This is a genomic window from uncultured Roseobacter sp. (assembly GCF_947488185.1).
Classification (GTDB): Bacteria; Pseudomonadota; Alphaproteobacteria; order Rhodobacterales; family Rhodobacteraceae; genus Roseobacter.
Map to the genome: position 1 here is coordinate 148,573 of NZ_CANKYM010000003.1, position 23,040 is coordinate 171,612.

Consider the following 23,040-nt stretch of genomic DNA (forward strand, 5'->3'; position numbering starts at 1 on the left):
TTTGCGGTGGTTGTTTCTGGTCTTGATATTCTGGCCCTGCCTTGCGCTGGGCCAATCCCTTGTGGAGATCGAACAACAACTGGCCGGGCTGGGTTATGGCGTCGGCACTTTGGATGGAATTGCCGACGCGAATACGCAAAACGCCGTGGTCGATTTTCAGTACAGCTTTGGCTTTGATGCGACCGGGCAACTGACACAGGAACAGGTCACGTTTCTGGCGCGGACCTACCAGATCGCGCAGGTGCCTACGCCCCTCGTTGTTGAAGAACCGCGACAGCAGACCGCAACACCAGAGCAGATGTTTCTTGGCTGGGGATTTCCCAAGCCGCGGCGCATGCTCTATGCGAGTGGACCGCACTATCTAGCGGAGCGTTTGAGGTTGAACTCGAACGCGAATAACCGACGGCTCTCCACCTCGATCACCAAACCATTGATGGACGCCAATACCCAACGTCAAAAGCTCTTTCTGGAACAGGCGGAGGCGCTGGTACACAATTCCGGCAACGGCCTGTCGCGGGCTCTCATGCTGCTGTCCACATGGGAAGACGCCCCGGAAATCTACGGCGAGATCGAGGCGGCCATGCGGTTTGTCCTGAATACGGCCCAGGCATCGCCAGATGAGCCTGCTTATGTGGCGTTTCTGGCGCAGTCGATGCGGCGGCGATTGGGCAACGGGTTTGCCTGCGAAGAGCCAGCGGGTGCCGCGATGTTCGGAGGTGTGACCGCTGCGGTGGCAGAGCTGGCTGCAGTCTCCACTGCAGATGTTTTTGTGCGCGGGCGTATCCTGGAGACGACAATAAAATGCGTAGCACCTGAGAACCGTGAGGCGCTGATGCATCAAAGGTTGATGCTTGCGGCCCAAGTGTCCGAGGCGGCACAGGCCCGGGTGATGCGCGATCTGGCACGCGAAACCTATGCGCAGGGCAAAAACGAGAAAGCGTCTCGATACTATGCGCAACTCCATGACTGGACACTGACGCCCGCTGCGCAGGCTGATGACGAGCAGAGTTTTGGCCCGGTGTTGGAAAGCAGCGATACCATTGCCATGCATGCGGTCGGGCTGATGGCCCGCGCCCGTGCTCGCGCCGTGGCCGCGATGGAAAACATCGAAAGAACACCAGTTGTTACCGTCCATGCATCGCGAGCCGAGAAAGGCTGGTATGTCTACAATCTCTATAGAACATCCCAGATGTTCATGGAAATGGATCAGGTCGATCTGATCCGTCGCCTCAGCAGCTTTCTCAACAGTCAGGCGTTTGCGCCAAACCGGGGGTTCTTTCTTTTTGATGACGAGGCCAACGCATGGGAAGGGGCCTTGATCGGGCTGCGCGAACTCAGGCGGACCGAAGAGCATCGCAAAGTCTTTGATCTCGGTGCCAAGGTGATACCGTCGGTCCTTGCTGATCAAAGCTATGCCGACGCGCTCGAGATCAGCTTGATGCAGGCCGAGGCAGCGGTCATCATCGGGGCCTTTGAGGATGCAGAGCCGACGCTGGTGCGGGCAGTGTCACTCGCGCAAACACTTAAGCTCTTGCCGCAAGTAAAAACCCGCATAGCCGCCGTTCGGGAGGCGCTGAACCTGTCGCGCCTTACCCTTATGGGCCCGGGCCCGCTGCTGGTGGGCAAGTTGGAGGGGCACTACGGAACCGGTTGCGAAGGCGCGCCATTTTCTGATCAAGACAGGTTCCTCTCCTTCCCGCTCATTGATTACCGGGCCCTCGGCGATGACCCCGCCGTCGCCAAAGCGCTTGTTGACGAAGGGATGATGGCGCGCATGATCTCCTGCAATCCTGACTATAATGTCTTTGGTATGGAGTTGACCGCAACCTGCGCGGTGGCGGCGCTTTCCGGGCGCAAGGATGTTGTTGACTACATCCTGCGTGCCCAGCCCGCAGTATATGACGATGGCTTGGGGACCTGGACATCTTGCGCCATGGGGCTGATACACGCCGGGCGCTTCGAGTGGTTTAAACCGCCCCTTGATACGGTGGAGGCAGACCACCGGGCGGATAATCTGCGCTTTCTCATGATGAGCCCGCATGAACGCCGGCAGGCCGCCGCAGCCGCGCCGCAATCGGATGATTATGTCGGTTACTGGGAGGTGGACTGGCGGCGTCTGGAAGCGGAAGTTCCAACGGATTTGCGCAGGAAAAGGTTACAGGATTTCTACACTTCATTTGGTGGGTCCTTCGGCAATATTGGGCCACAAGAAACGGACTATGCGGGGGCCCTAAGTCAGGCGATTGCCTTTGAACGGCTTGGCTTTCTCAATCTTGCAGAGGCATATTATCACGCCTCTTTTCCTGGCGAAATGTTTGATTTTGAAAGGGAAACGGAGGTGGAACTGGCGCGTGACCTGTTGCGACCGAATGCAATCGAGCACCGTATCACATTGGCCGGCCTCTACCGCAAGCAAGGCCGCCCAGACCGGGCCTATCAAGCAGTAGGTCCGCTGGCAGAACTTGCCGTGACACGGCTTGGCACCGATGCGGACCCGTTGCCCGGGACCGTTGAGCAATGGGCGCAGCGACTGGAGCCGTTGTTCACCCTTTACCTTGAACTTCAGTTCGAAGGGTTACGTGAAGGGCCCAATTATCCAGCACTTTTTGCCATCCAACAGTATCTTCAACTGGCAGGCTCCACTGCTTCGCTCTCCGTGCTGGAGCAGCGTCTGAATTCTGCCGCCCCAGAGGCGGCGCGTCAGTATCAGGACACACTGCGGGCGCTGCGGTCCGCGCTGAATGCGCCAGAGCAGAACGAGCAGCGCATCATTGAGTTGAACCAGCGTCTGCAGGCAATTTCGACCCGCTTGCCAGATGCGGATGCAGCGCGGCGCAGCCACCAGATCGGAGTGACACGCGGCCTTCGAGAGGTTGTACAGGCAATGCGCGCCTCGGACGGGGCCATGATTGTGGCGACCCAACTGAGCGATGGTGTCGTCCTGACATATGTCGATGGGTCGGGAGCGCGTGCGCGGAGGCTGGCGCGGGATGAGGCGGGCATGACGGCGCTTGTGACCGCGTTTCGGCGGAGCGTTGTTGAAAGCTCGGAACGGCTCGATCTTTTTGATGAGACCCGCGCATCGCAGATCTATGACGAGTTGATCGGCTGGGGGCATTCCGGTCAGGAAAGGCCCCCATCAGAGCTGCGCCTCGTGCTCACGGGTCCTTTGGCGACATTGCCCTTTGCCGCCCTAAGACGCGGGGATGACTGGTTGGGTGCCACGGCTGTATTGCGAGCAGCACCCTCTGTTGCACGAGCCTCGGCAGAGTTGCGTAAACCGGAACAGGGACGTGGCTTCGTGGGTCTCGGCGATCCCAATCTTACCGAAGGAGATTTGGCGACCCGGAAAACGCTGCTCGGACCAAATGCCGCCTTGCCCGAATTGCCGGAAACCGCAGCCGAGCTGGCCTTTATGGCGCTGGCTTTCGGTGGCAATCCAACCAATGACGTCTTTACGCGTGAGCGCGCAACAGAAGCACAGATGCGCGCGTTGGACCGGTCTGACCGTCTGGCGGATGCGGGTATTCTTGCCTTGGCAACTCACGGGCTTTTGTCGCGTGAAACCGGCTCTCTGGGGGCTGCCGGATTGATGATGTCCTTACCGGAAGGCCCCGGCTCGGATGGCATTTTAACTGCGCCCGAGATCTACAGCTACCGCATCGGGGCTGATCTGGTCATCCTTTCTGCCTGTAACACCGGCACGCCAGGCGCGGGGGCAGGGCTGTCTGATCTGGCATCCGCCTTTCTCTATGCTGGCGCAGGATCGCTTTTGTTGACCCATTGGGAAATCGACAGCGGTGCAGGTGTTGAGCTGATGAAGCGCGTGGCGACCAGCCAACGCACAGGAGAAGCGGAGGATTTTTCGACATCCATCCGGCAGGCGGTGTCGGGCCTATTGGCTGATCCGGCCTTGGCACGTTTTCATCATCCACGCTTTTGGGCGAGCCACTTTATTCTCGGGTAGGCATGATCGTCGGGTTTGATGTCGGCAACGTGTGAAGGCCTCGCACCAAGAAGATAACAACAAACGATCTCACATCTGATTTCCCTCGGCGCGCGCCTTGAAATCTGGCGGGCGCGCAGGTTTTTCACACCGGTTTTTTTACAGCCAAAACGATTAGATTTTTATGTGATAACGCGGCCTTAAAGGCGCTCGTCTATCTGTTGTACGGGGTTGTCAGAAGGGATGTGATGCGCCGGAATGGGCACGCAAACGCAGTTTCTTTGATCGGGTCGCTGGTGGATGCGCTGGCGGTGCCTGCCTTTTTTGTGGATTCCGACTACCAGATCATTGCGGCAAACAATCAGTGCAGAGCATTGCTGGATACACCGGAACGCGATGCCCGTGTTGGACGGCAACTCCATGCACTGCTCCATCCGGATCACGCACCTGCTGTTCTTAGAAGTCTGGAAATGGCCAGCTCAGATGTGGCCGCTTTGGACGTAGCGATATTGCCCTTGGGAAACGCCACCGCACTGCGTCTTTTTTCCGCCAAGCCGCTGAAATTGGAGGATGAAGCGTCTTCGGGTTTCCTGTGTCAATGCACAGAAGCGCTGCAGCATGTTGAAGGGATTGAGGCATCACGGCCCAAGTCCGAAAATGTGGCACAGCGCTGTTGGAGTTTTTCGATAGAAACCGGAAAGATTTCGCGCAGGCACACAGGTGTGGCAATGATGCCGGTAATCGAAGACGAGTGTCTGCAGGATTACTTGCAGAAAGTACTGCCCGACGGGCGTGATAGATTGGGATGCGCGCTCGCAACGTTGATCTCAACGGTCGAAGATGAGATTCGCCTGACGTATCAGGTTGCGGGAGAAAATGGACGGGATACTCTGATTTCGGCAAAGGGGCGTGTGACCCGTCGCGATGCCAATGATCTTCCCGCCGAAATCACCTTGCAGGAAACGGACATCTCGGAGTTCGCCCAATGCGATGGCGTCCATGCTTCGCTTGCCGAAAGTGAGCTGCGATGGAAGACGGCTGTGCTCAGTGCAAACCAAGGTGTTTGGGATCATGACTTTGAGCACGGAAGGCATTTCCTCTCAAAAACCTGGCGGGATTTGCGCGGTCTGACCGGGGATGAGAAGGTGCCTGAAACAACCGAAGACTGGTTGAAGACCATTCACCCGCAAGACCTCGACCATATACAGGCCGAACTCGACCGTCTCGATAGCGGTGAAACGGACGACATCAACTACAAGTTTCGTCAGCGTCATTCCAATGGCCAATGGGTCTGGTTTTTGAGCCGGGGGCGCATTGTCAGGCGTGATGCTGATGGGTTGCCCGCGCGCATTATCGGTACCGATATCGATATCACCGACATCAAGACCGTCGAGATTGAAAGCCAGAGAATGGCGGAGCGACTGGATGTTGCCATGGAGGCGGCGGGCATGGCGCGCTGGGAGTTCAACGTGAATTCGGATCAGGCCTTCTGGGATGATCGCTTGCTCAAGATGTTCGGCATAAAGGACGGTCAAAACTTGCGCACCGGGGCCGATTGGAGCACCTTCATTCACCCCGAAGACCGAGAAGCGGCGGTTGCCTATACCGAAGAGTGCCTGCAAAAAGAACAAGACGTGGCCTGCGACTACAGGCTTTTGGCCCTGGACGGAACGCTTCGCTACATTCGGACACGCGGTAAGTTTGTAAACGACAGTGAAACCGGCCCAAGATATTATGGGGTGAACTTCGACATCACGAAGGATCAGCTCCGCGCGCAGGAACTGGAAGATGCGCGCGCGAGATTGGAACATGAAAGCCGGCACGATGCGCTGACCGGGCTTGCCAATCGCAGGCGTCTTGATGACGTCTATACCGATTACATGCGCGATATGGTTGCGGCGAACATACGGCTGGCCGTTCTTCATTTCGATATCGACCATTTCAAGCAGATTAACGATACGCTCGGCCACGATGCGGGTGATGCAACGCTGAAACATGCTGCTGATATCCTACGCAGGAATGCGCCCGGAAACGCACTGGTGTCTCGTGTGGGCGGTGATGAATTCGTGGCCTTGCTGTTTGACGCACCCGAGGACGGCGAGCTCGAAGAGATCGCAGAGCGGATAATAGACGACATGTCGCGCCCGTATTTTTACGGCTCGCAGGAATGCAATATTGGTACAAGCATTGGAATTGCCGTTGTGGATGGGCAAATCAAGCCCGGTTGCAACCTCTTCATTGACGCTGATCTGGCGCTTTACGAGGCGAAAAAGGCTGGTCGAGGTCGGTACCGCTTTTACAATACCGCGATGAAGGAAGAGGCCCGACGCCGAAAGAACTCGTTTGACGCCTTGCTCGCCGGGTTTGATCAGGGTGAAATCACCTGTCACTACCAACCGCAATTTGATGCGAACACGCTTGAACTCACCGGCTTGGAAGCGCTGGTCAGATGGGAGAGCGCCAAGTTCGGTCTGATCATGCCGGAGGAGTTTCTGCAGACGGCGGAAGACATGGGTTTGCTTGCGCAATTTGACGAACTGGTGTTGCGTCGTGCGCTCTATGACATGAAACAATGGAAGAGCGCAGGGTTGGCGGTGCCACCCATCTCCGTGAACGTCTCTGCCAATCGACTCAATGACCCCAGCCTTGGGGATCGGTTGCGAGAATTGGACTTGCCACGCGGTATGTTGTCCTTTGAGCTTTTGGAATCTGCATTTCTGGACGCCCGGAATGACGTGATCGACAAAAACCTTAAAAAGATCAGCGAGATGGGGATCGATATTGAAATCGATGATTTCGGCAGTGGTCATGCCTCGATTGCCAGTCTGCTACAGATCGCTCCGCAGCGGCTTAAAATCGACCGTACGTTGATCCAGCCAATTGTTGACTCCCGACGACAGCGTGAGTTGGTCAAGACCATCATCGGAATTGGTCGCATGCTGGACATCCGCGTTGTCGCCGAAGGGGTGGAAACAGCGGCTCACGTGCCAATTTTGAAAAATATGGGGTGCTGCTATCTGCAAGGTTACGGTTTGGCGCGGCCGATGGATGCGGATGCGGTTCGAGCGTTCCTGGTGGAGCTTGGCAATACACAGGGCAGGCTGAAACTTGCATGAGCCCGCGCGCTGCGGGTCTTGTGTGTATCAGCTGCGTTCGCTCAGAGGGAGGTGAGAACCTCTGGCTGTAGGCCGATCAGGGTCGATCCGTTAGCGGGTTTCAAACCACCTCTCGGTCCGGTTTTTCTCAAGGTACTTCAGAAGGTCCGGCAGGCTAAGTGGCTCGGAGAAGTAGTACCCTTGTAATTTCCCTGCGCCCAGCTCGCTCAGAATGCGTGCCTGCTCTTGGGTTTCAACCCCCTCCGCAATCACACCAATATCCAGCGCATTGCCTATTTCTATGATCGATTGCACCAGACGGGTTGCGTTGTTTCCTCGTGCCATGGGACTGATCAGGCGGCGATCAATCTTCAATCGATCGGGGCCGATCCGTTGCAGCGCAACAATTGATGCCCGCCCACTGCCGAAGTCGTCCACCTCCAAGGCGATGCCCATGTCCCGCAACTGATCAAGCTGCATAAGAAAGGCGTCGCTTTCTTCTTCCAGGAAAATCGTTTCCAGCAATTCAAAGGCGATCTCGCCTGAATAAGTGTTTGCAAGACGCCCGATTTCGGCAATCTCTTCAAATTGGATGCGATTGGCGCTGACGTTAAAGGAAAGGTTGGGCTGCCTCTCCATTCCCCGAAATGCGTTTTCGCATTCCGCAATCGCTTTTTCGAAAATCATTCGATCGATATCCGCAACCACATTCAGGTCCGTTGCAACTGGCAGGAAACTGTCTGGTGTCAGAATGCGGTCCCTTCGATGATGCCAGCGCGCCAACGCCTCGACACCCACAACACGCCCGGATTGCGCATCCACCTGTGGCTGATAATGGGGCACAAACTCTTGCTCTTCCAACGCCCGCATGATGTCATCAGCCAGCTTCTTGGTCTTCCGCATCTCTTCAATGTCAGACTGGTCAAAGATGGCCAGCTGACCGCGCCCCGCCCGCTTTGCCTTGTAAAGAGCTACATCAGAATTCGTCAGCAGGTCTCTTTCGTCGGCCAGTGGCGTACGCGCGATCCCGATGGACGCGCCAAACCGGCATTCGCGGCCTTCGAACAGAGAAGGTTTGACCAGATCCACAAGAAGTGCTTCGGCCAGCCTTTCAGGGCGGTCGCTGTCTTTCGGGATATTCAGGAGGATAACAAACTCATCCCCGCCAATCCGCGCGACCACATCCTCTGACCGTACATTGTTGCGAATGCGATTGGCCACATCGATCAACACATGGTCCCCTGCGGCATGGCCAATCGTATCGTTGATCTGCTTAAAACGATCCAGATCGATGTGTAACGAGGCAAGTTCGCCACCTGAGCTGCGTCGCAACCTCGATAGTTCGCCGAATTTTTCGGACAGGTAACGCCGATTACCCAATCCCGTCAGTTGATCATGCAGTGCTTTGAACGTGATCTGCTGGTTGGCTTCTTCCAACTGGTGGGCATAGTTCTCCAATGCGCGCTGCTGGCGCACGGCTTCGGTCATGTTCAGACGCAGCACGAGAGTTTCGCCATTTTCGGAGCGCGACCGAATGATGCGGTAGTGCATATCGTCGGCGAATTCGAAATCCTCTTCTTCGATGTGCACCATCTCCGAGTCAATGTATTCATTGACCCACTCAGCTTCACGTCCCTTTGCTGCTGGCACATGGCCATTACGCGTGGCCAGCCCCAAAACCTCGGAGACGTTCATCCCGACATAGATGTCGTCTGGGTCAGTTGTCAGAGATGATGTAAAGGCGGGGTTCCAGATCAGCAGATTGAGATCCTTGTCGTAGATTGAGAACGGGTCGGGAAAAGCGTTGATGGCCGAAATCAGACGGCCTTGGGATTCTTCCAGTTCCCGCCGCTGGCGTACCAGTTCGGTGGTGTCTAGACGCACCACGACCAAATCACCATTGCGGGATCTTGATCGTAGCAATCGGTGATGCATGTCCCCGGCGACCGTCATGTCTTCAATCGGAACAACGTTTTCGGCGGCGTCCAACGTTTCGCGCAACCAGGCGTCCTCACGGCCGATGGCGTCGGAAAAACGTGCATTGCGCAGACCAACCCGCATCGCCTCTTCGAGGCTCATGCCTTCGCGCATCTCGTCGGGATTATCGGTCAGGGCGGCGGTGTAACTTTCATTCCACGCCACGAGCTTGGAGCCTGCATCGTAGATGCAGAACGGAGCCGGATAGGCGCTGATTGCCGCAAGAAACCGCTCTTGAAGCGCTTCTGCATCCCGTCTTTGCCGCACCAGTTCGGTGGTGTTCATCTGGATCACCACAACATCGCCGTTTGGCGCCTGGTTGCGTAATACCCTGTGGTGAACGTCGCCCGGCAGTTCTAGGTCAGTGTGTGGTGACACGGTCGCCATCGGTTTTGTCTGGCGGGTCAGTTTCCTGGGGTCGTTCACGTCATCCGGTTGGAAGCGCCCGTTGCGCACGCCCAGTGCTTGTACCTCGGATGCGGTCATGCCGGCCTGCAAATCATCCGGCGTGTCCGTGATCGAGGTTGTGAACGCATCGTTCCACATCACCAACCGCTCTGTGGCATCATAGATGGCAAACGGGTCGGGATAGGCGTTCAACGCCGCGATGGTCCGCTCGTGAACCTCGGTGGACTGGCGGCGCTGTCGCACAAGCTCGGAGATGTCCAGCCGGATGATCACCCAGTCGCCATTCTCTGCCACACTGCGCAGAATGCGGTGGTGCACATCACCTGCTAACTCGATGTTTTCCGCCGTACGCGTGATCGTTTCAGGTTTCTTGAGTTTGTCGAAATATGCGTCCCGGCCTTGTGGTGGCACGGCGATCAAGCCGCAGTCAAAGGCGACATTCATCACGTCACGAATGTGCATGCCGGCCTTGATCGCCTCCGGATCGGTGGACATCGATTTGCGGTAAGCCGTGTTGCTGATCACCAGCCGCATGTCCTTGTCGTAGATCACGAACGGATCGGGATAGGCGTTCATCGCCGAGAGCAGGCGGGTCTGCGTGGCCAGAAGTTCGCGGTACATGCCGTCCTGTTCGGCCAGCAAGACATCGCGGTCCGTCAGCGCTTGCGCCGCAGCATCCTCGCGCGCTTTGAGGTCAGAGATGTCGCGAAACGTGGCACAGCTGTATCGGCCGCCATTTTCCGGATCATCAAAGGCAAAGAAGGAGATACTGGTCCAGAATTTGCTGCCATCCGCCCGCACACAGCTGGTCTCCGCGTGGAACTGCTGTTCGCCGGCCGCGAATTTGGGGGCCACGCTGGCCACGTACTCGTCCCAGGTGTCAGGATCGTGCACGATGTCGACCGGTCCGCCCAGGATGTCCTCCGGATCGTGGCCAAAGAGCTTGGTATAGGACGGGTTCACATAAACCAGACGCGCGGTCTCATCCGACGGACCGCGATAGCCCACCCCCACCGCATCCTGGGTCAGCGATAGAAAGTCCTTTAGAACGTCTGACAGCTGCATGCATCGGCCTTTGCATTAATGGCGGATACATACGTTTGATAGGTTACTCGAAGCGTAACCTTAGATTCTTAGATATTTCGGTTTTGCATGAAAGGCCGCCAGAAGCAGGCTATTTGAGCAATACTGCGGCTGCCAGTGACCGAACGCTTGTGGATAGGTAAAACTGAAGACATTTTTCTTTCTTAGGGTCGGCGGTATTGCAGATTTGCCTGCGACGGACCGGGCAATATCCAGCTTCTTATCTGTCCATGTGACCGGAGACATGAAGGGTATTTTGCAGCTGTGTTCGTCTAGGTGGCGAGAACACTGGAACTCGAAAGATGTATTCTGGTCTTGTAGCAATACTTACGCGTCGTGACTGCCAAGGTCTCGCGGGTGCGACTGCATTTATGCCGGAGCGGACATCGTATTCGGCCGGACTTGCGAAATGAGCCTGTCTTCTACCGCGCGGATGCTGTCACTCAGCTCAAGGTGAAGCGATTTGAGCCGCCCGAAGTGCCAGTCCAGCGCGGCAATCTCCTGCGTGATATCGAACATCTTAGTGGTGAACCTGTCGCGTTCGGTTTGGTAAGATCTTACGTCGTCGGGGTTTTGAGCAAAGGCACGGGCGAGTCGATGGGCATCTACTAGAGCATCCGTTATTCCCAACGCCGTGCAGGGGTCTTTGAAGTAACCCGCATCTCCAACCAGTGCCCATCCGGGGCCCGCGCAGACGCGTCTGTAGCCCCGCACACCCGGAAATCTGCGTAGCCGCTCAGCAGGCCCACGGGCCTGCAAATTGTCTGCAATACCTGGCTCCCATTGCGCCAGCTCGCCCAAGATCGCGCGATATGCGTTGGGCGCAAACTCGTCTATGAAGTGACCCGGCTTGATCTGGCTGAATAGGCAATGCAGGCCGTTTGTCGTCGGGATTAACCCGGTGATGCTTGCTGTGCCGAAATACCAGCGATACCCCGCGTTCTCGATACCTTCCACATATGTGTATGCCGTGGCTGTGCAGGCCTTGGAACGTATCTGCATGTGGGCTCCGACCGCCTTGGCCAAACTGGATCGGACACCGTCTGCGCCGATGACCAGGGATGCGCAAATCGTACGCACCGTGCCATCCGCAAACTGCAGTGTCGCGCCTCGAATACGGTCGCTTAAGTCGCGTCCTAAGCCAACCAAGCTTACATCACCTTGAAACTCCGCGCCCGCCCGGATGGCGGCATCGCGCAAAAGGGTGTCCAACAGCCACCGCCGGGGCGCCAACAGACCTGGCACGCTTGCATTTTCTTTGACCGGCAGGCTGATCTGCTCAGGACCGTAGTGGAAGTGCGTCTTGGTCACCACTGGCGTATCATTGGCGATGACATCGTCAAGCAAGCCCCAATCGGACAGCAGCCTTACTGCCGGTCGTGTCAGCGCATGTGTCGACAAGGTGTCGTCCAGATCCGGATCCCGGTCGATCAACAGAACTCTTGCGCCTTGCCGCGCCAACAACAGGGCCGTGGCCGCCCCCGCACAGCGTGCGCCGACGATCACAGCATCGTAGTAGTCGTGATTTGGATGAATGCGCATCAGGTCAAATGCCTTTTCCGAGATACCCCACAACATCGGTGTCGTGCAGGTGCAGACCCGAGCCGCCGCCCTTATGGTGTCAGCGTGTTGGAGGGGTAGCCCGCCCGGTCCTGGCTTGCCTGAAAAGGAATTGAATGTTTTCTGAATGCTGACGCTTGTCTGCTTAGCTATCCGTGCCCCGCGCGCGCTGGACGTTCGGAGAAATGCGGTGCACACCGAGGCCAATTGGCTTGCGTCGGTTGCCGGGCAAGGTGGGGTCCGGGCCCCAGATCGCCTGGTAGGTGTCGACAGCCATGCCGCGCGATTGCAGTACCAGGGACGCGGCGCCCAAACCTGCCCACCAACCCGCCAGCGACAGCCACATCCAGTTCGGCGCATTCGCCTGCCAGAGGCCCGACAGAATGGTCGCGATGGAGAGCAGGAGCGCCAGATATCCGGCCCCCTTGTGTATGTACTCAAATGCCAGCCGCCGGGGCGTCATGTCATAGTGGTCGCCATGCAGAGTGCCGTCCGGCGCGGGCTCTGTCGGGCCGCCCTTGCTGCCCCTGAGCACCCCTCCGGTCAGCTGAACCACTGCCAACGCCAGCACGGTCCATCCCAGAAATTGATGCGGGCCGGGGATCGTCGTCAAAGGTGGCGCGCTGCGAATGAACCAGAGCCCGACCAGCATCAGCACACAGGCCGAATACTGACAGATACGATGGGTATTCCACCAGAAATGATGGTCCAGCGTTTCAGGCCAGTTCTGGCCAGGTGCAATCTTGAAGTAGCGGGCGATGAATATCCCCAGCGGGACAAGAACACCCCAGGAGACAACCATGAAACGGGCGTGCCAACTCAGATGCCAGCCCACATCGTGCAGGCGGCCGGGATCCATCGGGGCGGCAAGCCAGTCCAGCATCAGCCCTTGACCGCGCCCGCGGTCATGCCGGTTATAATCTGGCGTGACGCCACAAAGGTGAAGATAATGGGCGGAATGGCCAGCAACATGCCGGTGGCCATGATCACCCCCCAGTCGATGTCGAACTCGGTGATCGAATTCACGATGGTCACAGGCACGGTGCGCGAGTTGCGGTCCGCCAACGCATTAGCCAGCAGGAACTCGTTCCACGCCACGCGAAACGTGAAGATCGCCGCCGCCGCCAGCCCCGGCTTGATCAGCGGCAGCACCACGAGGAAGAAAACCTGGAAGGGGCCCGCGCCATCCATGCGCGCGGCCTCTTCCAGCTGGATCGGCACCTGCACGATGAAACTTTGCAGGATCCAGATGACGAAGGGGAGGTTCATCGCCACGTATACCAGAATGATGCCCGCGCGGGTGCCGTCGATCTGGAATTGAAAAGTCCAGATGCCAAAGACCGGCACCAGCAGCACGGCGGGCGGTACCATGCGCATCGCCAGTGTCGAGAGCGATACCGTATCGCGCCCCATGAACCGGAAGCGCACCAGCGCGTAGGCGGCCATGCAGCCGATCACCAGTGTCAGCACAGTGGAGACCAGCGCAATGATCAGCGAGTTCACCAGCGCGCGCCCGAACGTCTTGTCGCAATAATCGATGTGCGGCGCTTCGTACCACAGGAAGTCACAGAGCGCCGTTTCATAGTTGCGCAGCGTGGGCATGAAGAGCAGCGAAGAGCTGTCCGACATGATGTCCACGTTCAGCTTCAGCGAGGTGGTCAGCATCATCACGATGGGCCCGACCGCCATAACCACCAGCGCCACGAGAAGCGCGTAGAAGGCCGGGTTCTGCTTGTCGTAGATTTTTTCGGCCATCAGAGGTCCTCCTCTGCCGCTTTGCGCAGCCGCGCGGCGCGGGCTTCGACCGCCTTGTTGTAGGCAAACATGGCGAAGGTCAGGATCACCAGCAGGATCAGCAGGTAGTTCGACATGGCCGCCGCCTCACCAAGTTCCCGGAATTCCGACGCCGTGCGCGAAATGCGCAGCGACAGGATTTCTGTCGACAGCCCCGGCCCGCCGTTGGTGAGCACGAGGATGACCTCCAGCACCTTGAAGGCATCGATGAGGCGCAGGAGCAGCGTCACGATCAGCACCGGCATCATCAGCGGCAGCTTGATATAGACGATCTGTTGCCAGCCGGTGGCCCCGTCAATGCGCGCGGCTTCCATGGCGGATTGGGGCAGCGATTGCAGCGCCGCCAGGGACAGGATGAAGATGAACGGCGTCCACTGCCAGACATCCGCGATGACAACGGAAGCAAAGGCCCAGCTGCCGTCACTGAGCCATGGGATCGGTTCGAACCCAAGCGATTTCAGGGTGCGATTAAAGATGCCGACAGACGGGTGGTACATGTAGCGCCACATCAGGCCCACCACGATGGGCGCGATCATCATCGGCAGGATGAAGAGTGTGCGCAGCATCGACATGCCGCGAATGTTCCGGTCGAGCAGCAGCGCGAGACCGACACCCAGCACCATCTCCAGCGTGACCACCACGGCGGCGAACTTCAGCGTAACAAAGAAACTCTCGCGAAAGGCCGCATCGCTCAGCAGGCCGATGTAGTTCTTCAGCCCGACAAACTCCGCGTCGCCGATCCGCTGGCTGGGGTTCCAGTCCAGAAAGCTGGCGTAGATCATGTAGCCAATCGGATAGAGCAGGGCGACCGCCATGATCAACGCCGCGGGGGCGAGAAAGAGGTAGGGCGTCAGCCGATTTGCGTTTGCGGTTTGCATGGGAACTTGGGTCCGTGCTGCGGGGGTTTGGGGCCGACGCTTGAGAGCGGTGCGCCGGTGTCGTCGGTCGTGTGGTCCCTTCTGGGCGAAGACGGCGTTGCACTGTCAGCGCCAAGAGTAGTGAGGGGTGGGGCCGCAGGTTTTCCTATGGAAAACCCGCTCTTCCCCACTCGGCGAAACTGCGTTTCGCCGTTATTGCCATGTATAATACCCGGCTTCGTCCATGATTGCGCGGGCGCGTTCCGCGACACCATTCAGGGCTTCCTGCGGGTCGAGGTCTTCGGTCAGCACCTGGCTCATGGTGGTGCCGATGTCCGCATTGATCTTGCCCCAGGTGGGGATGATCGGGCGCCAGTCGGGGTCGGCATATTTCAGCGCCTCGCCGAAGGTGGCGGAGTAGGGGTACTTCTCGTTCAGCTCCGCGTTTTCATAGGTGGAGAAGCGCGAGGGGTTCCCACCCGCCATGGCCACCATCAGATCGCCCTTCTTGGAGGTCAGCCACTGCATCAGCAGGAAGGCCGCTTCCTTGTTCTGGGCGTTCTTGGGGATGGCGATGCCGAAACCGCCGGTCTGGCTGCCCCGACGCACACCTTCGGGGTGCAGCGCATAGCCGACATTGCCCGCAACGGTGGATTTGCTGGGGTCTTCAAACCCGGCGGCAAAGGCGATGCTGTCCATGAACATGGCGGCCTGCCCCTGCTGGAACGCGGCCGCAGCCTCCGCCGGGCCGAAGGTCTGGCTGCCTTCCGGGCCACAATCCACGATGGTTTTCAGAGCGTTGGCCGCCGCGACACCGGCCTCGTTGTTGATGATCGGCTCCCAGCTGTCGTCAAAGACGCGGCCGCCAAGCGGCGCCAGGTGCAGCAGAAACGCGTGGCTGGCCTGGTGGCCGGAGGCCGCGCGGGAGGCCATGCCGCCCATGCCTGGTTCAACCTCGGGGATCTTGCAGGCCGCATCGAGCAGTTGGTCATAGGTTTCGGGCACCGCAATGCCGTGCTTTTCGAAGATGTCCTTGCGATAGGCCAGCACGGAGGTTTCAGAGCCAAAGGGTATGCCGAAGGCCGAACCCAGTTGACCCGGCAGATAGCCTTTCTGACCGCCCGCCACGCCGATGTTCTGGACATAGCCGGAAATCAGATCGCCCTGATCGTAGTTCGGATCCGCCAATGCAGGGTTCATGAAGTACTTGGCGAGGTTCTCCAACTGGTCGGCATAGACATAGTCCGCTTTGGAAAAGACCACATAGGCGATCATGTCATAGTCGCCCTCGGATTTGGTCAGCTCCAGCGTCTGACGTTCCCGCATTTTCAGGTACTGCAGCTGGTCCACCTCGACCTCGATACCGGTCTCTTCGGTGAAGGTGGGCAGCACTTTCATCATCGCATTATAATGCGGGTGCGCGGGCACGTTGATCACCAGCGTTGTCCCGGCGTAGGGCTCGTACGGCCCGCCGTGACCCGCGGCAAAGACAGCGCTCGCCAGTGTTGCGGAAACGGCTGTCCCCGTCAGGATTGTCTTGAGTGATAGCATTCGTCAGTCCTCCCTGATGCTATTTCTGATGTGTCAGAGCCGGAGCCCGGACGTTTTGTCGAAAATCATGATTTCATCCGTGAGCACACCAAAGGTCTGTTCGGTGCCGGAGCGGACAGGCGAGGCGCTTTGCGTCTCCACCAATATCTCTGCGCCGCCGCAGCGGGTGACCAGCACCGATTGCGCGCCGAGGTATTCGGACACGACCACTTTCAGCTCAATGGGGGCGCCTTGTGTCAGATCGGTGGTGAAACTGGAGGGGCGCAGTCCGACCGTCACGGCGCGATCCTTGGCCGTTGCCAGACGCTGGCCCGCGTCGGCGGTCAGCGGCAAGGCAAACCCGTCGCCGCGCACCCAGAGCGTGCCCTTTTCATCAATAAGATCCCCGTCCACAAAGTTCATCGTCGGCGCGCCGATGAACCCCGCCACGAACTTGTTGACCGGTGCCTTGAAGAGTTCCTCGGGCGTGCCTTGCTGCTGGATAAACCCGTCGCTCATCACGACGATCCGATCGCCGAGGGTCATTGCCTCGACCTGATCATGGGTCACGTAGACCATGTTCTTGTCGATGGTGTCGCGCATCTCGGCAAGCTCCGCGCGCATCTTGCCGCGCAGTTTGGCGTCGAGGTTCGAGAGCGGTTCGTCGAACAGAAACGTCCCCGCGTCGCGCACCAGCGCCCGGCCCATTGCGACCCGCTGGCGCTGCCCGCCCGACAACTCCGCCGGTTTGCGGTCCAGCAAATGTGCGATGTTCAGCATCTCTGCCACCCGTTGCACCTTGGTCTCGATCTCGGATTTCGACACACGGGCGAGACGCAAGGCAAAGGACATGTTCTTGGCGATGTTCATGTGCGGGTAGAGCGCATAGTCCTGAAACACCATCGCAAGGTCCCGTTCTTTCGGATCCAGCCTGCTGATCGGTGTGTCGTCGAAAAAGATCTCGCCACCGGACAGCGTCTCCAACCCTGCCAGCATCCGCAAGGTCGTGGACTTGCCGCAGCCCGACGGACCAACCAGAACCGTGAACTCCCCATCGTCAAGATGCAGGTCGAAGGGAGGCAGAACCTCCACCGCGCCATAGCTCTTTGACACCTGATCAAAAACGATACGTGGCACTTGCCCCCCTGACGCGCCGAATTCCCTGAAGAGCCTCCCAGCTCTGGGCTCCAGAGTGCCGAAAGGGGTTCCAATAACGAAGCGAAAAAGCGAAAATGAACGTTAGCGTTAACGTTATTTGAGGTTCAATACATTGAAAATAAATGCAAAAAATTGCGTCCGAACGTAGTGGTTTCATGAATAAAAAGCATCACCCAGCCAAGATCGAGGACGTCGCAGCCCGCGCGAACGTCAGTATCATGAGCGTTTCGCGCGCCATTCGCGGGGTCGACGGGGTGTCCGAAAAGAAGCGCAGGGAGATCCTCAGGATTGCCCGCGAGATGAAATATGTGCCCAACAGCAATGCCCGTTCCCTCGCCGTCGCGAACTCCAACCTGATCGGTATTTCGCTGCCGACCTTCGCGGGTGAGGTTTTTGCTGACATCCTCAACGGGATGCGACGGACGTTCGATTCAGCGGGCTATTCCAGTGTGATCGACACCACGGAATACAGCCCCGAGGCGGAGCTGAGCTGGGTCCGTCGCCTGTTGTCCTGGCAGCCTGCAGGCATCATCCTCACCGGCCTCGATCACCAGCCGGAGACGGTGGACTTGCTCAGGGCCTCGCCCATTCCGGTTCTGGAGATATGGGATCACACGGACACCCCAATCGATATCTGCGTCGGGATCGATCACTACAGGGCGGGCCAGATGATCGGGGATCACGCAGTGTCCCTTGGGTATCGTCGTCCGGCTTTTGTCAGCACCCCGCGCGGGCACGACACGCGCGCCGACAATCGCCTTGCAGGGCTCCGGGATGTGTTTGCGCGCGAAAGAGGGACCGAGGTGCTTTCTGCCCGCCCGCAGTCCGGCAATTCATTCGCCACGGGCTTTGACGGCACAGCCGAGCTGTTGGGCGCGGGCGCGCCCGACATTATCTGCTATCTCAATGACCACATGGCCTTTGGCGGGTTGATGTGCTGCCAGATGCGTGGGCTGTCCGTGCCGCAAGACCTCGGTATCGTCGGTTTCAATCAATTGGATCTGGCAAGCGTGCTGCCGAGGAAACTGACAACCGTTCGGACGCTGCGGCGCCTGATGGGGATCACGGGCGCCACCCAGCTTCTGGCGCGGATCAACGGGGTGCCGACGGAAAAGAGCAAACCCCTGCCGTTGGAACTGATTCCGGGTGAAACCACGCGGGCGCAGATCTGACAAAGACCGCGCGGGATCGTCTTCCTGGGTGCTACCGGCTCAGTCGGTGCAGCAACCGGCGGCGTGCCTCCGCAGCTTCGGGTAAGATCACCGCGCTGTTGGCGGCAAACCGCCCCGTATAGGCGCCGCTGAACCGAACCCGCGCCTCGGCATATCGCCGCAGATCAAGGGTCCGTTCGAAACTGTGGCCGAGACCGGAAATCCGGTAGCCCGGTGCCATGTCAGAGGGTTCGAGGTATCCTTCTATGGACAGGCGGGCCAACGGCCCGGCAGCGCCGACAAAACGTTGCGTGCTCAGCGTGTCGACCCGGAAGCGTCCGGTATCCGCGTCATAGCGACCGGTGGCGCTTGCAAAGGAGCCCTGTGCCAGAGCGCCAACACCTCGGCCCCGCACGGAAACTGTACCAAGGCGTATGTCTCCCGCGCTGCGCTTGACGTCGCCTGCGATCAGATCCAGATCGGAACGCGCCACGGTGAGACGGCTCGCCATCACACGCGTGCCCTGCCACAGGCCGGAGACCGCGACACGATCGCCAACGACAAATCCGCGATCACGGCGGCCGATCACAACCTCGACTCCATTGATCGTCACCCTGCGTCCGTCTTCAGATGCGGCACTGATCCGTCCGACCAACGGATGTGTCACTTGTACCCGGCGTGCGACCAGGGCGTCGGGAGCGCCGGTCGCCTCGACCGTCAGGCTATCGCCGATCTGCACATCCTCTTCGCGCAGGCCGCCGAAGCCATCGCTGAACTGAGTTGCCGCATCCGTCTGCACGCGGTTGCCGCCGACAATCAGGCTGCCGAAGTCGGTCAGCACACCGACGATCCCGGTGCCGCCGATCCCGCCTTCGACCTCGCGCTCCGCCGATTGCGACCAGACAGTGCCGGGCAGCATCAGGCCGGACAGACCTGCGGCCAAGGCTGCACGGCGGGAGAGTTTACCGGTCGTCATCTGAGGTCTTTCCTTTTGTCTCGGCGTCTTCATCTTCCTTGTAGAAAAACACGCCAAATCTGAATCGGTGGGTGGCAGAGGCCTCTGTCTTGTCTTTTGCCTGTTTGCCCGCGGCCAGCGCATTGATTTGCCGCAAGGCATTCATCGAAAGACGCCGCGCCTCGCTTTCGACCTCCTCTACGGATGCCGCGTTGAGGTGGTTGTAGAACACCGCGCGTTCCAGATGTTGCGGGTCATCGGACAGCAGGTTTTCAACCGCCGCCTGCATATGATCCCCCAGGTTGTGCGCGAAGAAATGCAGTTTCTGATCAGTATCCGCAGAGCCAATCAGACCCTCTGACATCAGGCTGACCTGATCCTCGTCAACGCCCGTGATGCCTTGCCGCGTCAATTCATCCAGCACCGTACGGGGCCGTATGTCTCTGCTGATAGACTGGACCAGCGTTTCGAAACTCGGGCCGTCCTGACCAAAACGGGGCAGGACGCGAGGCTGGCCGTTATCAAGATAGACAGGGTCCGACATCCAGCGTCCCACCACGGTCAGCAGGATGGAAACCTTGCGCTGTGTCTCGCCGTCCTCTTCCTGATCGCGGGTGCGAAATTCTTTGACGTCGCGCCGGTGTACCCCGGTCAACACCGTGATCCGGCTGTCAGTTGCCGCCGCGCCCAGATCATCGGACGCGACCTCCACGTAGGTCTGTTTCACGATCCGGTAGAGTGCCGGAGCAGACACGCCCTGCGCAATCAGCGCGTGCACCAATGGCCTGAGAAGACATCTCAGCGCCCGCTCGAACAGGCGGGATTGAGAGATGGGGTCGCGCGCAGTCATGGCGGCAACATGGGTGCAAGTGTGCAAAATTTCCACAAAAATCTTGCCAATTCCGGTGTTCGGTACAGATATGTCGCATGCATGTGTGTAAAATGCACACGTATATAGAGGAGGACCCACTTGATGACGTTTTCGAAACTGCTGAAGGCATCTGCTCTGGCCGCGACTGTGGCCCTTGCGGGATGCGCCGGAACCACCACGCCGCCCAATCCCGATATTGTCGAGGTCGCGCAGTCAGCGGGCTCCTTCGACACACTGGTCGCCGCAGTGAGCGCCGCCGATCTGGTGGACACGCTGAAGAGCGATGGCCCTTTCACAGTGTTTGCGCCAACCGATGAGGCCTTTGCCGCCTTGCCCGCAGGCACCGTTGAGACATTGCTGAAGCCAGAGAACAAAGACCAGCTGACCGCGATCCTGACCTACCACGTGCTGCCCGGCAAAGTGATGGCGGCGGATGTGGCGGGCAAGCGCCTCAGCCCCACAACCGTGAACGGCAAGGCCCTGAAGGTTGACGGGCGCAATGGCGTGAAAGTCGGCAATGCAACGGTGGTCAGCGCGGATATCGCGGCCTCGAACGGCGTGATCCACGTGATCGACAAAGTGCTTTTGCCCTGATCCAAGACTGAGAGGATTTTAACATGAGTGTTTTTACTTTCACCGGGTTCGCCTCGGCCGATCTCTTTGGTGCAGGCCACATTGCCCGACACACCAGTTTCACAATGCCTGAAGCGGCAACCCTCGACTTAAGCGTGACCGATGACGACGCATACCTGTCGGGCGACGCGTTTAGAAACGAGCGTGGCGATGACCGATCCGGCCAGACCGCAACCATTACCCGCGATGGCGAGGAGGTCGGCAATGGCGGTCGCCTCTATGCTGAACAGGTGTGGCATCTCTACGGCGACAACGGTCAGACTTACCGGCTGGTGGAGCTGGAACAGCCGGGCCGGTTGCCGGACAGCTTCACCTTTCTCGGGCCTGTGCCGCCTGCGGGGGTGACGCTCACCGTCGGGGGCAGCGCCAATGTGTTCCGCGGGCTGAAATACGATGACCTCTCTGCGGGGGATCTGCCGACGCCACCGCCCAACATTGTCGACATCGCGGCAGGATCTGATGATTTCAACATCCTCGTGCAGGCTTTGACGGTCACGGGTCTGGTAGGGGCAGTGCGGGCCTCGGATGACATCACCGTCTTTGCCCCCACCGACGCTGCCTTCACTGCGCTGGCGGTTGATCTGGGCTTTGACGGCGACCAGACGGATGAAGACGCGGTCTTTGGCTTCATCGCCGACGCGCTGGCCGGGCTTGCGCCAGATGGCGACCCGATCCCCCTGCTTGCGGATATCCTGCTTTATCATGTGTCTCCGGGCGCCAAGACCGCCGAGGAAGTCGATGCCGCCAGTGAGGTGACGACACTGCTCGACGGGGCGACGTTCGGATCGGAGGGCACCGAGCTTGTGGACAACGAGCCTGACGTTGCCAATCCGAACATCGTGGCGGAGGACATCCCGGCGGCAAATGGCACCCTTCAGGTGATCGACCGGGTGCTGCTGCCCATCGACATCCCCGGCAACACGCCGCCGGAGCCGGAGTTGCCGACGCTGGCCGGTATCGTCGCAGCCAGCGGGGGTACCTTCGATCAGGACGGGACCGACTTCGATTTGCTGTTCAACGCGGTGCAGGCGGCGAACCTGACCGGAGCGCTGGACGATCCGGAGGCTGACTTGACGGTTTTTGCACCCAACGACGCGGCCTTTGTCGGCCTGTCGCAGGCACTTGGGTTTGAGGGCAGTGATGAAGGCGAGGCCTTTGCTTATTTGGTGGAAGCGCTGACACTTCTGGGCGGTGGCGATCCGATCCCGCTCCTGACCGAGGTTCTGACCTATCACGTAGCCCCTGAGGCGCTTGGATCAGAGGCAGTGCTGGCCGCCACAGAAATCGAAACCCTGCAGGGCGGTACGCTGGGGGTCGATGGAGCTACGCTGGTGGATGCCGACCCGGACGTGCCCGATCCGACGCTGATTGCAACCGATATTGCGGCCTCGAACGGCATTGCGCATGTGCTGGACGGGGTGCTCCTGCCTGCGGACCTGCTGCAATCCGACGGGTCGAACGATGTGGATTTCATCATCGATGACGATAGCAACAGCCACATCCGCACCGGGCGCGACAATGATCTGGTCGATGGCAATGGCGGGCGGGATTTCATTTCGCTGGGGCGTGGTGATGATGTCGGCTTTGGCGGCGACGGCAATGACGTCATCGCGGGCGGGCGCGGTATGGATATGCTGACCGGCGGTCTGGGCAACGACAAGCTCTTTGGCGGGCGGGATGCGGATATCTTTATCTTCAACACCGGGGATGGGCACGACCGCGTCATCGGCTTTGAAGACGGGTTGGACCTGATTGATCTCAGCGGCACAAGGTTCGAAAGTTTCGCCGAGCTGGAGGATGCCATTCATGTCCGTGGCCATCGGGCGGAGATCACGCTGAGCGACGATCAGAGCATTCTGGTGCAGGGCACGCGCTTAAATCTGACGGAAGATGATTTCATTTTCTAGCGGTTGCCACATTTGGCTCGCACGCCCGGCGCCGCAAAATTGACGGTGCCGGGTCAGTGTTCAGAACGCGGCGCGGTCCTGCGACCGGATGGATGCGCTTCGCAGCTTTCCTGGT

The 23,040-nt window shown here is 59.0% G+C and carries 15 protein-coding genes; 5 read left to right on the plus strand and 10 right to left on the minus strand.

The window, feature by feature from the left end:
* Window position 1: 1 nt before the first annotated feature.
* Together Q1A52_RS11885 and Q1A52_RS11890 are read left to right on the plus strand one after the other, a co-directional pair.
* Window positions 2-3,967, plus strand: coding sequence for a CHAT domain-containing protein (locus Q1A52_RS11885; RefSeq protein WP_300015357.1), 3,966 nt, complete (start codon window positions 2-4; stop codon window positions 3,965-3,967).
* A gap of 227 nt (window positions 3,968-4,194) precedes the next feature.
* Window positions 4,195-7,062, plus strand: a complete 2,868-nt coding sequence (locus tag Q1A52_RS11890; RefSeq protein ID WP_300015360.1) for an EAL domain-containing protein — start codon at window positions 4,195-4,197, stop codon at window positions 7,060-7,062.
* Between the two features lie 90 nt (window positions 7,063-7,152).
* Here the strand turns inward: Q1A52_RS11890 and Q1A52_RS11895 are convergent, their stop codons facing one another.
* The 8 genes from Q1A52_RS11895 to Q1A52_RS11930 all read right to left on the minus strand — a co-directional run bounded on the left by Q1A52_RS11895 (window position 7,153) and on the right by Q1A52_RS11930 (window position 17,387).
* A complete protein-coding gene (locus Q1A52_RS11895) occupies window positions 7,153-10,491 on the minus strand; it encodes an EAL domain-containing protein (protein WP_300015363.1) in 3,339 nt (1,112 codons plus the stop codon).
* Between the two features lie 60 nt (window positions 10,492-10,551).
* Window positions 10,552-10,755, minus strand: a complete 204-nt coding sequence (locus tag Q1A52_RS11900) for a hypothetical protein (RefSeq protein ID WP_300015366.1) — start codon at window positions 10,753-10,755, stop codon at window positions 10,552-10,554.
* Window positions 10,756-10,878: 123 nt separating this feature from the next.
* Window positions 10,879-12,087, minus strand: coding sequence for an FAD-dependent monooxygenase (locus Q1A52_RS11905; RefSeq protein WP_300015369.1), 1,209 nt, complete (start codon window positions 12,085-12,087; stop codon window positions 10,879-10,881).
* Window positions 12,088-12,214: 127 nt separating this feature from the next.
* A complete protein-coding gene (locus tag Q1A52_RS11910; RefSeq protein ID WP_300015371.1) occupies window positions 12,215-12,952 on the minus strand; it encodes a cytochrome b561 domain-containing protein in 738 nt (245 codons plus the stop codon).
* Window positions 12,952-13,824, minus strand: coding sequence for a carbohydrate ABC transporter permease (locus tag Q1A52_RS11915; protein ID WP_299783711.1), 873 nt, complete (start codon window positions 13,822-13,824; stop codon window positions 12,952-12,954). The genes Q1A52_RS11910 and Q1A52_RS11915 overlap by 1 nt, the downstream gene beginning before the upstream one ends.
* Window positions 13,824-14,741, minus strand: coding sequence for a carbohydrate ABC transporter permease (locus Q1A52_RS11920; protein ID WP_300015373.1), 918 nt, complete (start codon window positions 14,739-14,741; stop codon window positions 13,824-13,826). The genes Q1A52_RS11915 and Q1A52_RS11920 overlap by 1 nt, the downstream gene beginning before the upstream one ends.
* Before the next feature lie 192 nt (window positions 14,742-14,933).
* Entirely contained in the window at window positions 14,934-16,271 is a 1,338-nt protein-coding gene (locus Q1A52_RS11925; protein WP_300015375.1) for an extracellular solute-binding protein, read from the minus strand.
* 33 nt (window positions 16,272-16,304) lie between these two features.
* On the minus strand, window positions 16,305-17,387 hold the full coding sequence (locus Q1A52_RS11930) for an ABC transporter ATP-binding protein (protein WP_300015378.1): 1,083 nt from the start codon (window positions 17,385-17,387) through the stop codon (window positions 16,305-16,307).
* A gap of 176 nt (window positions 17,388-17,563) precedes the next feature.
* On the opposite strand from Q1A52_RS11930, the gene Q1A52_RS11935 reads away from it, so the two are divergent.
* Window positions 17,564-18,580, plus strand: coding sequence for a LacI family DNA-binding transcriptional regulator (locus tag Q1A52_RS11935; RefSeq protein ID WP_300015381.1), 1,017 nt, complete (start codon window positions 17,564-17,566; stop codon window positions 18,578-18,580).
* 31 nt (window positions 18,581-18,611) lie between these two features.
* Here the strand turns inward: Q1A52_RS11935 and Q1A52_RS11940 are convergent, their stop codons facing one another.
* Both Q1A52_RS11940 and Q1A52_RS11945 read right to left on the minus strand, forming a co-directional pair.
* Window positions 18,612-19,535 (minus strand): DUF5666 domain-containing protein, encoded by a 924-nt coding sequence (locus tag Q1A52_RS11940; protein ID WP_300015383.1) that lies wholly within the window; start codon window positions 19,533-19,535, stop codon window positions 18,612-18,614.
* Window positions 19,522-20,364, minus strand: a complete 843-nt coding sequence (locus tag Q1A52_RS11945) for a DUF6502 family protein (protein ID WP_300015386.1) — start codon at window positions 20,362-20,364, stop codon at window positions 19,522-19,524. Before Q1A52_RS11945 ends, Q1A52_RS11940 begins: the two co-directional genes overlap by 14 nt.
* A 123-nt stretch (window positions 20,365-20,487) precedes the next feature.
* Between Q1A52_RS11945 and Q1A52_RS11950 the strand changes: the two genes are divergently transcribed.
* Complete coding sequence (locus tag Q1A52_RS11950) at window positions 20,488-20,979, plus strand: fasciclin domain-containing protein (RefSeq protein ID WP_300015389.1); 492 nt, start codon at window positions 20,488-20,490, stop codon at window positions 20,977-20,979.
* A gap of 23 nt (window positions 20,980-21,002) precedes the next feature.
* Window positions 21,003-22,925, plus strand: a complete 1,923-nt coding sequence (locus Q1A52_RS11955; protein ID WP_300015392.1) for a fasciclin domain-containing protein — start codon at window positions 21,003-21,005, stop codon at window positions 22,923-22,925.
* The last annotated feature ends 115 nt before the right edge of the window (window positions 22,926-23,040 follow it).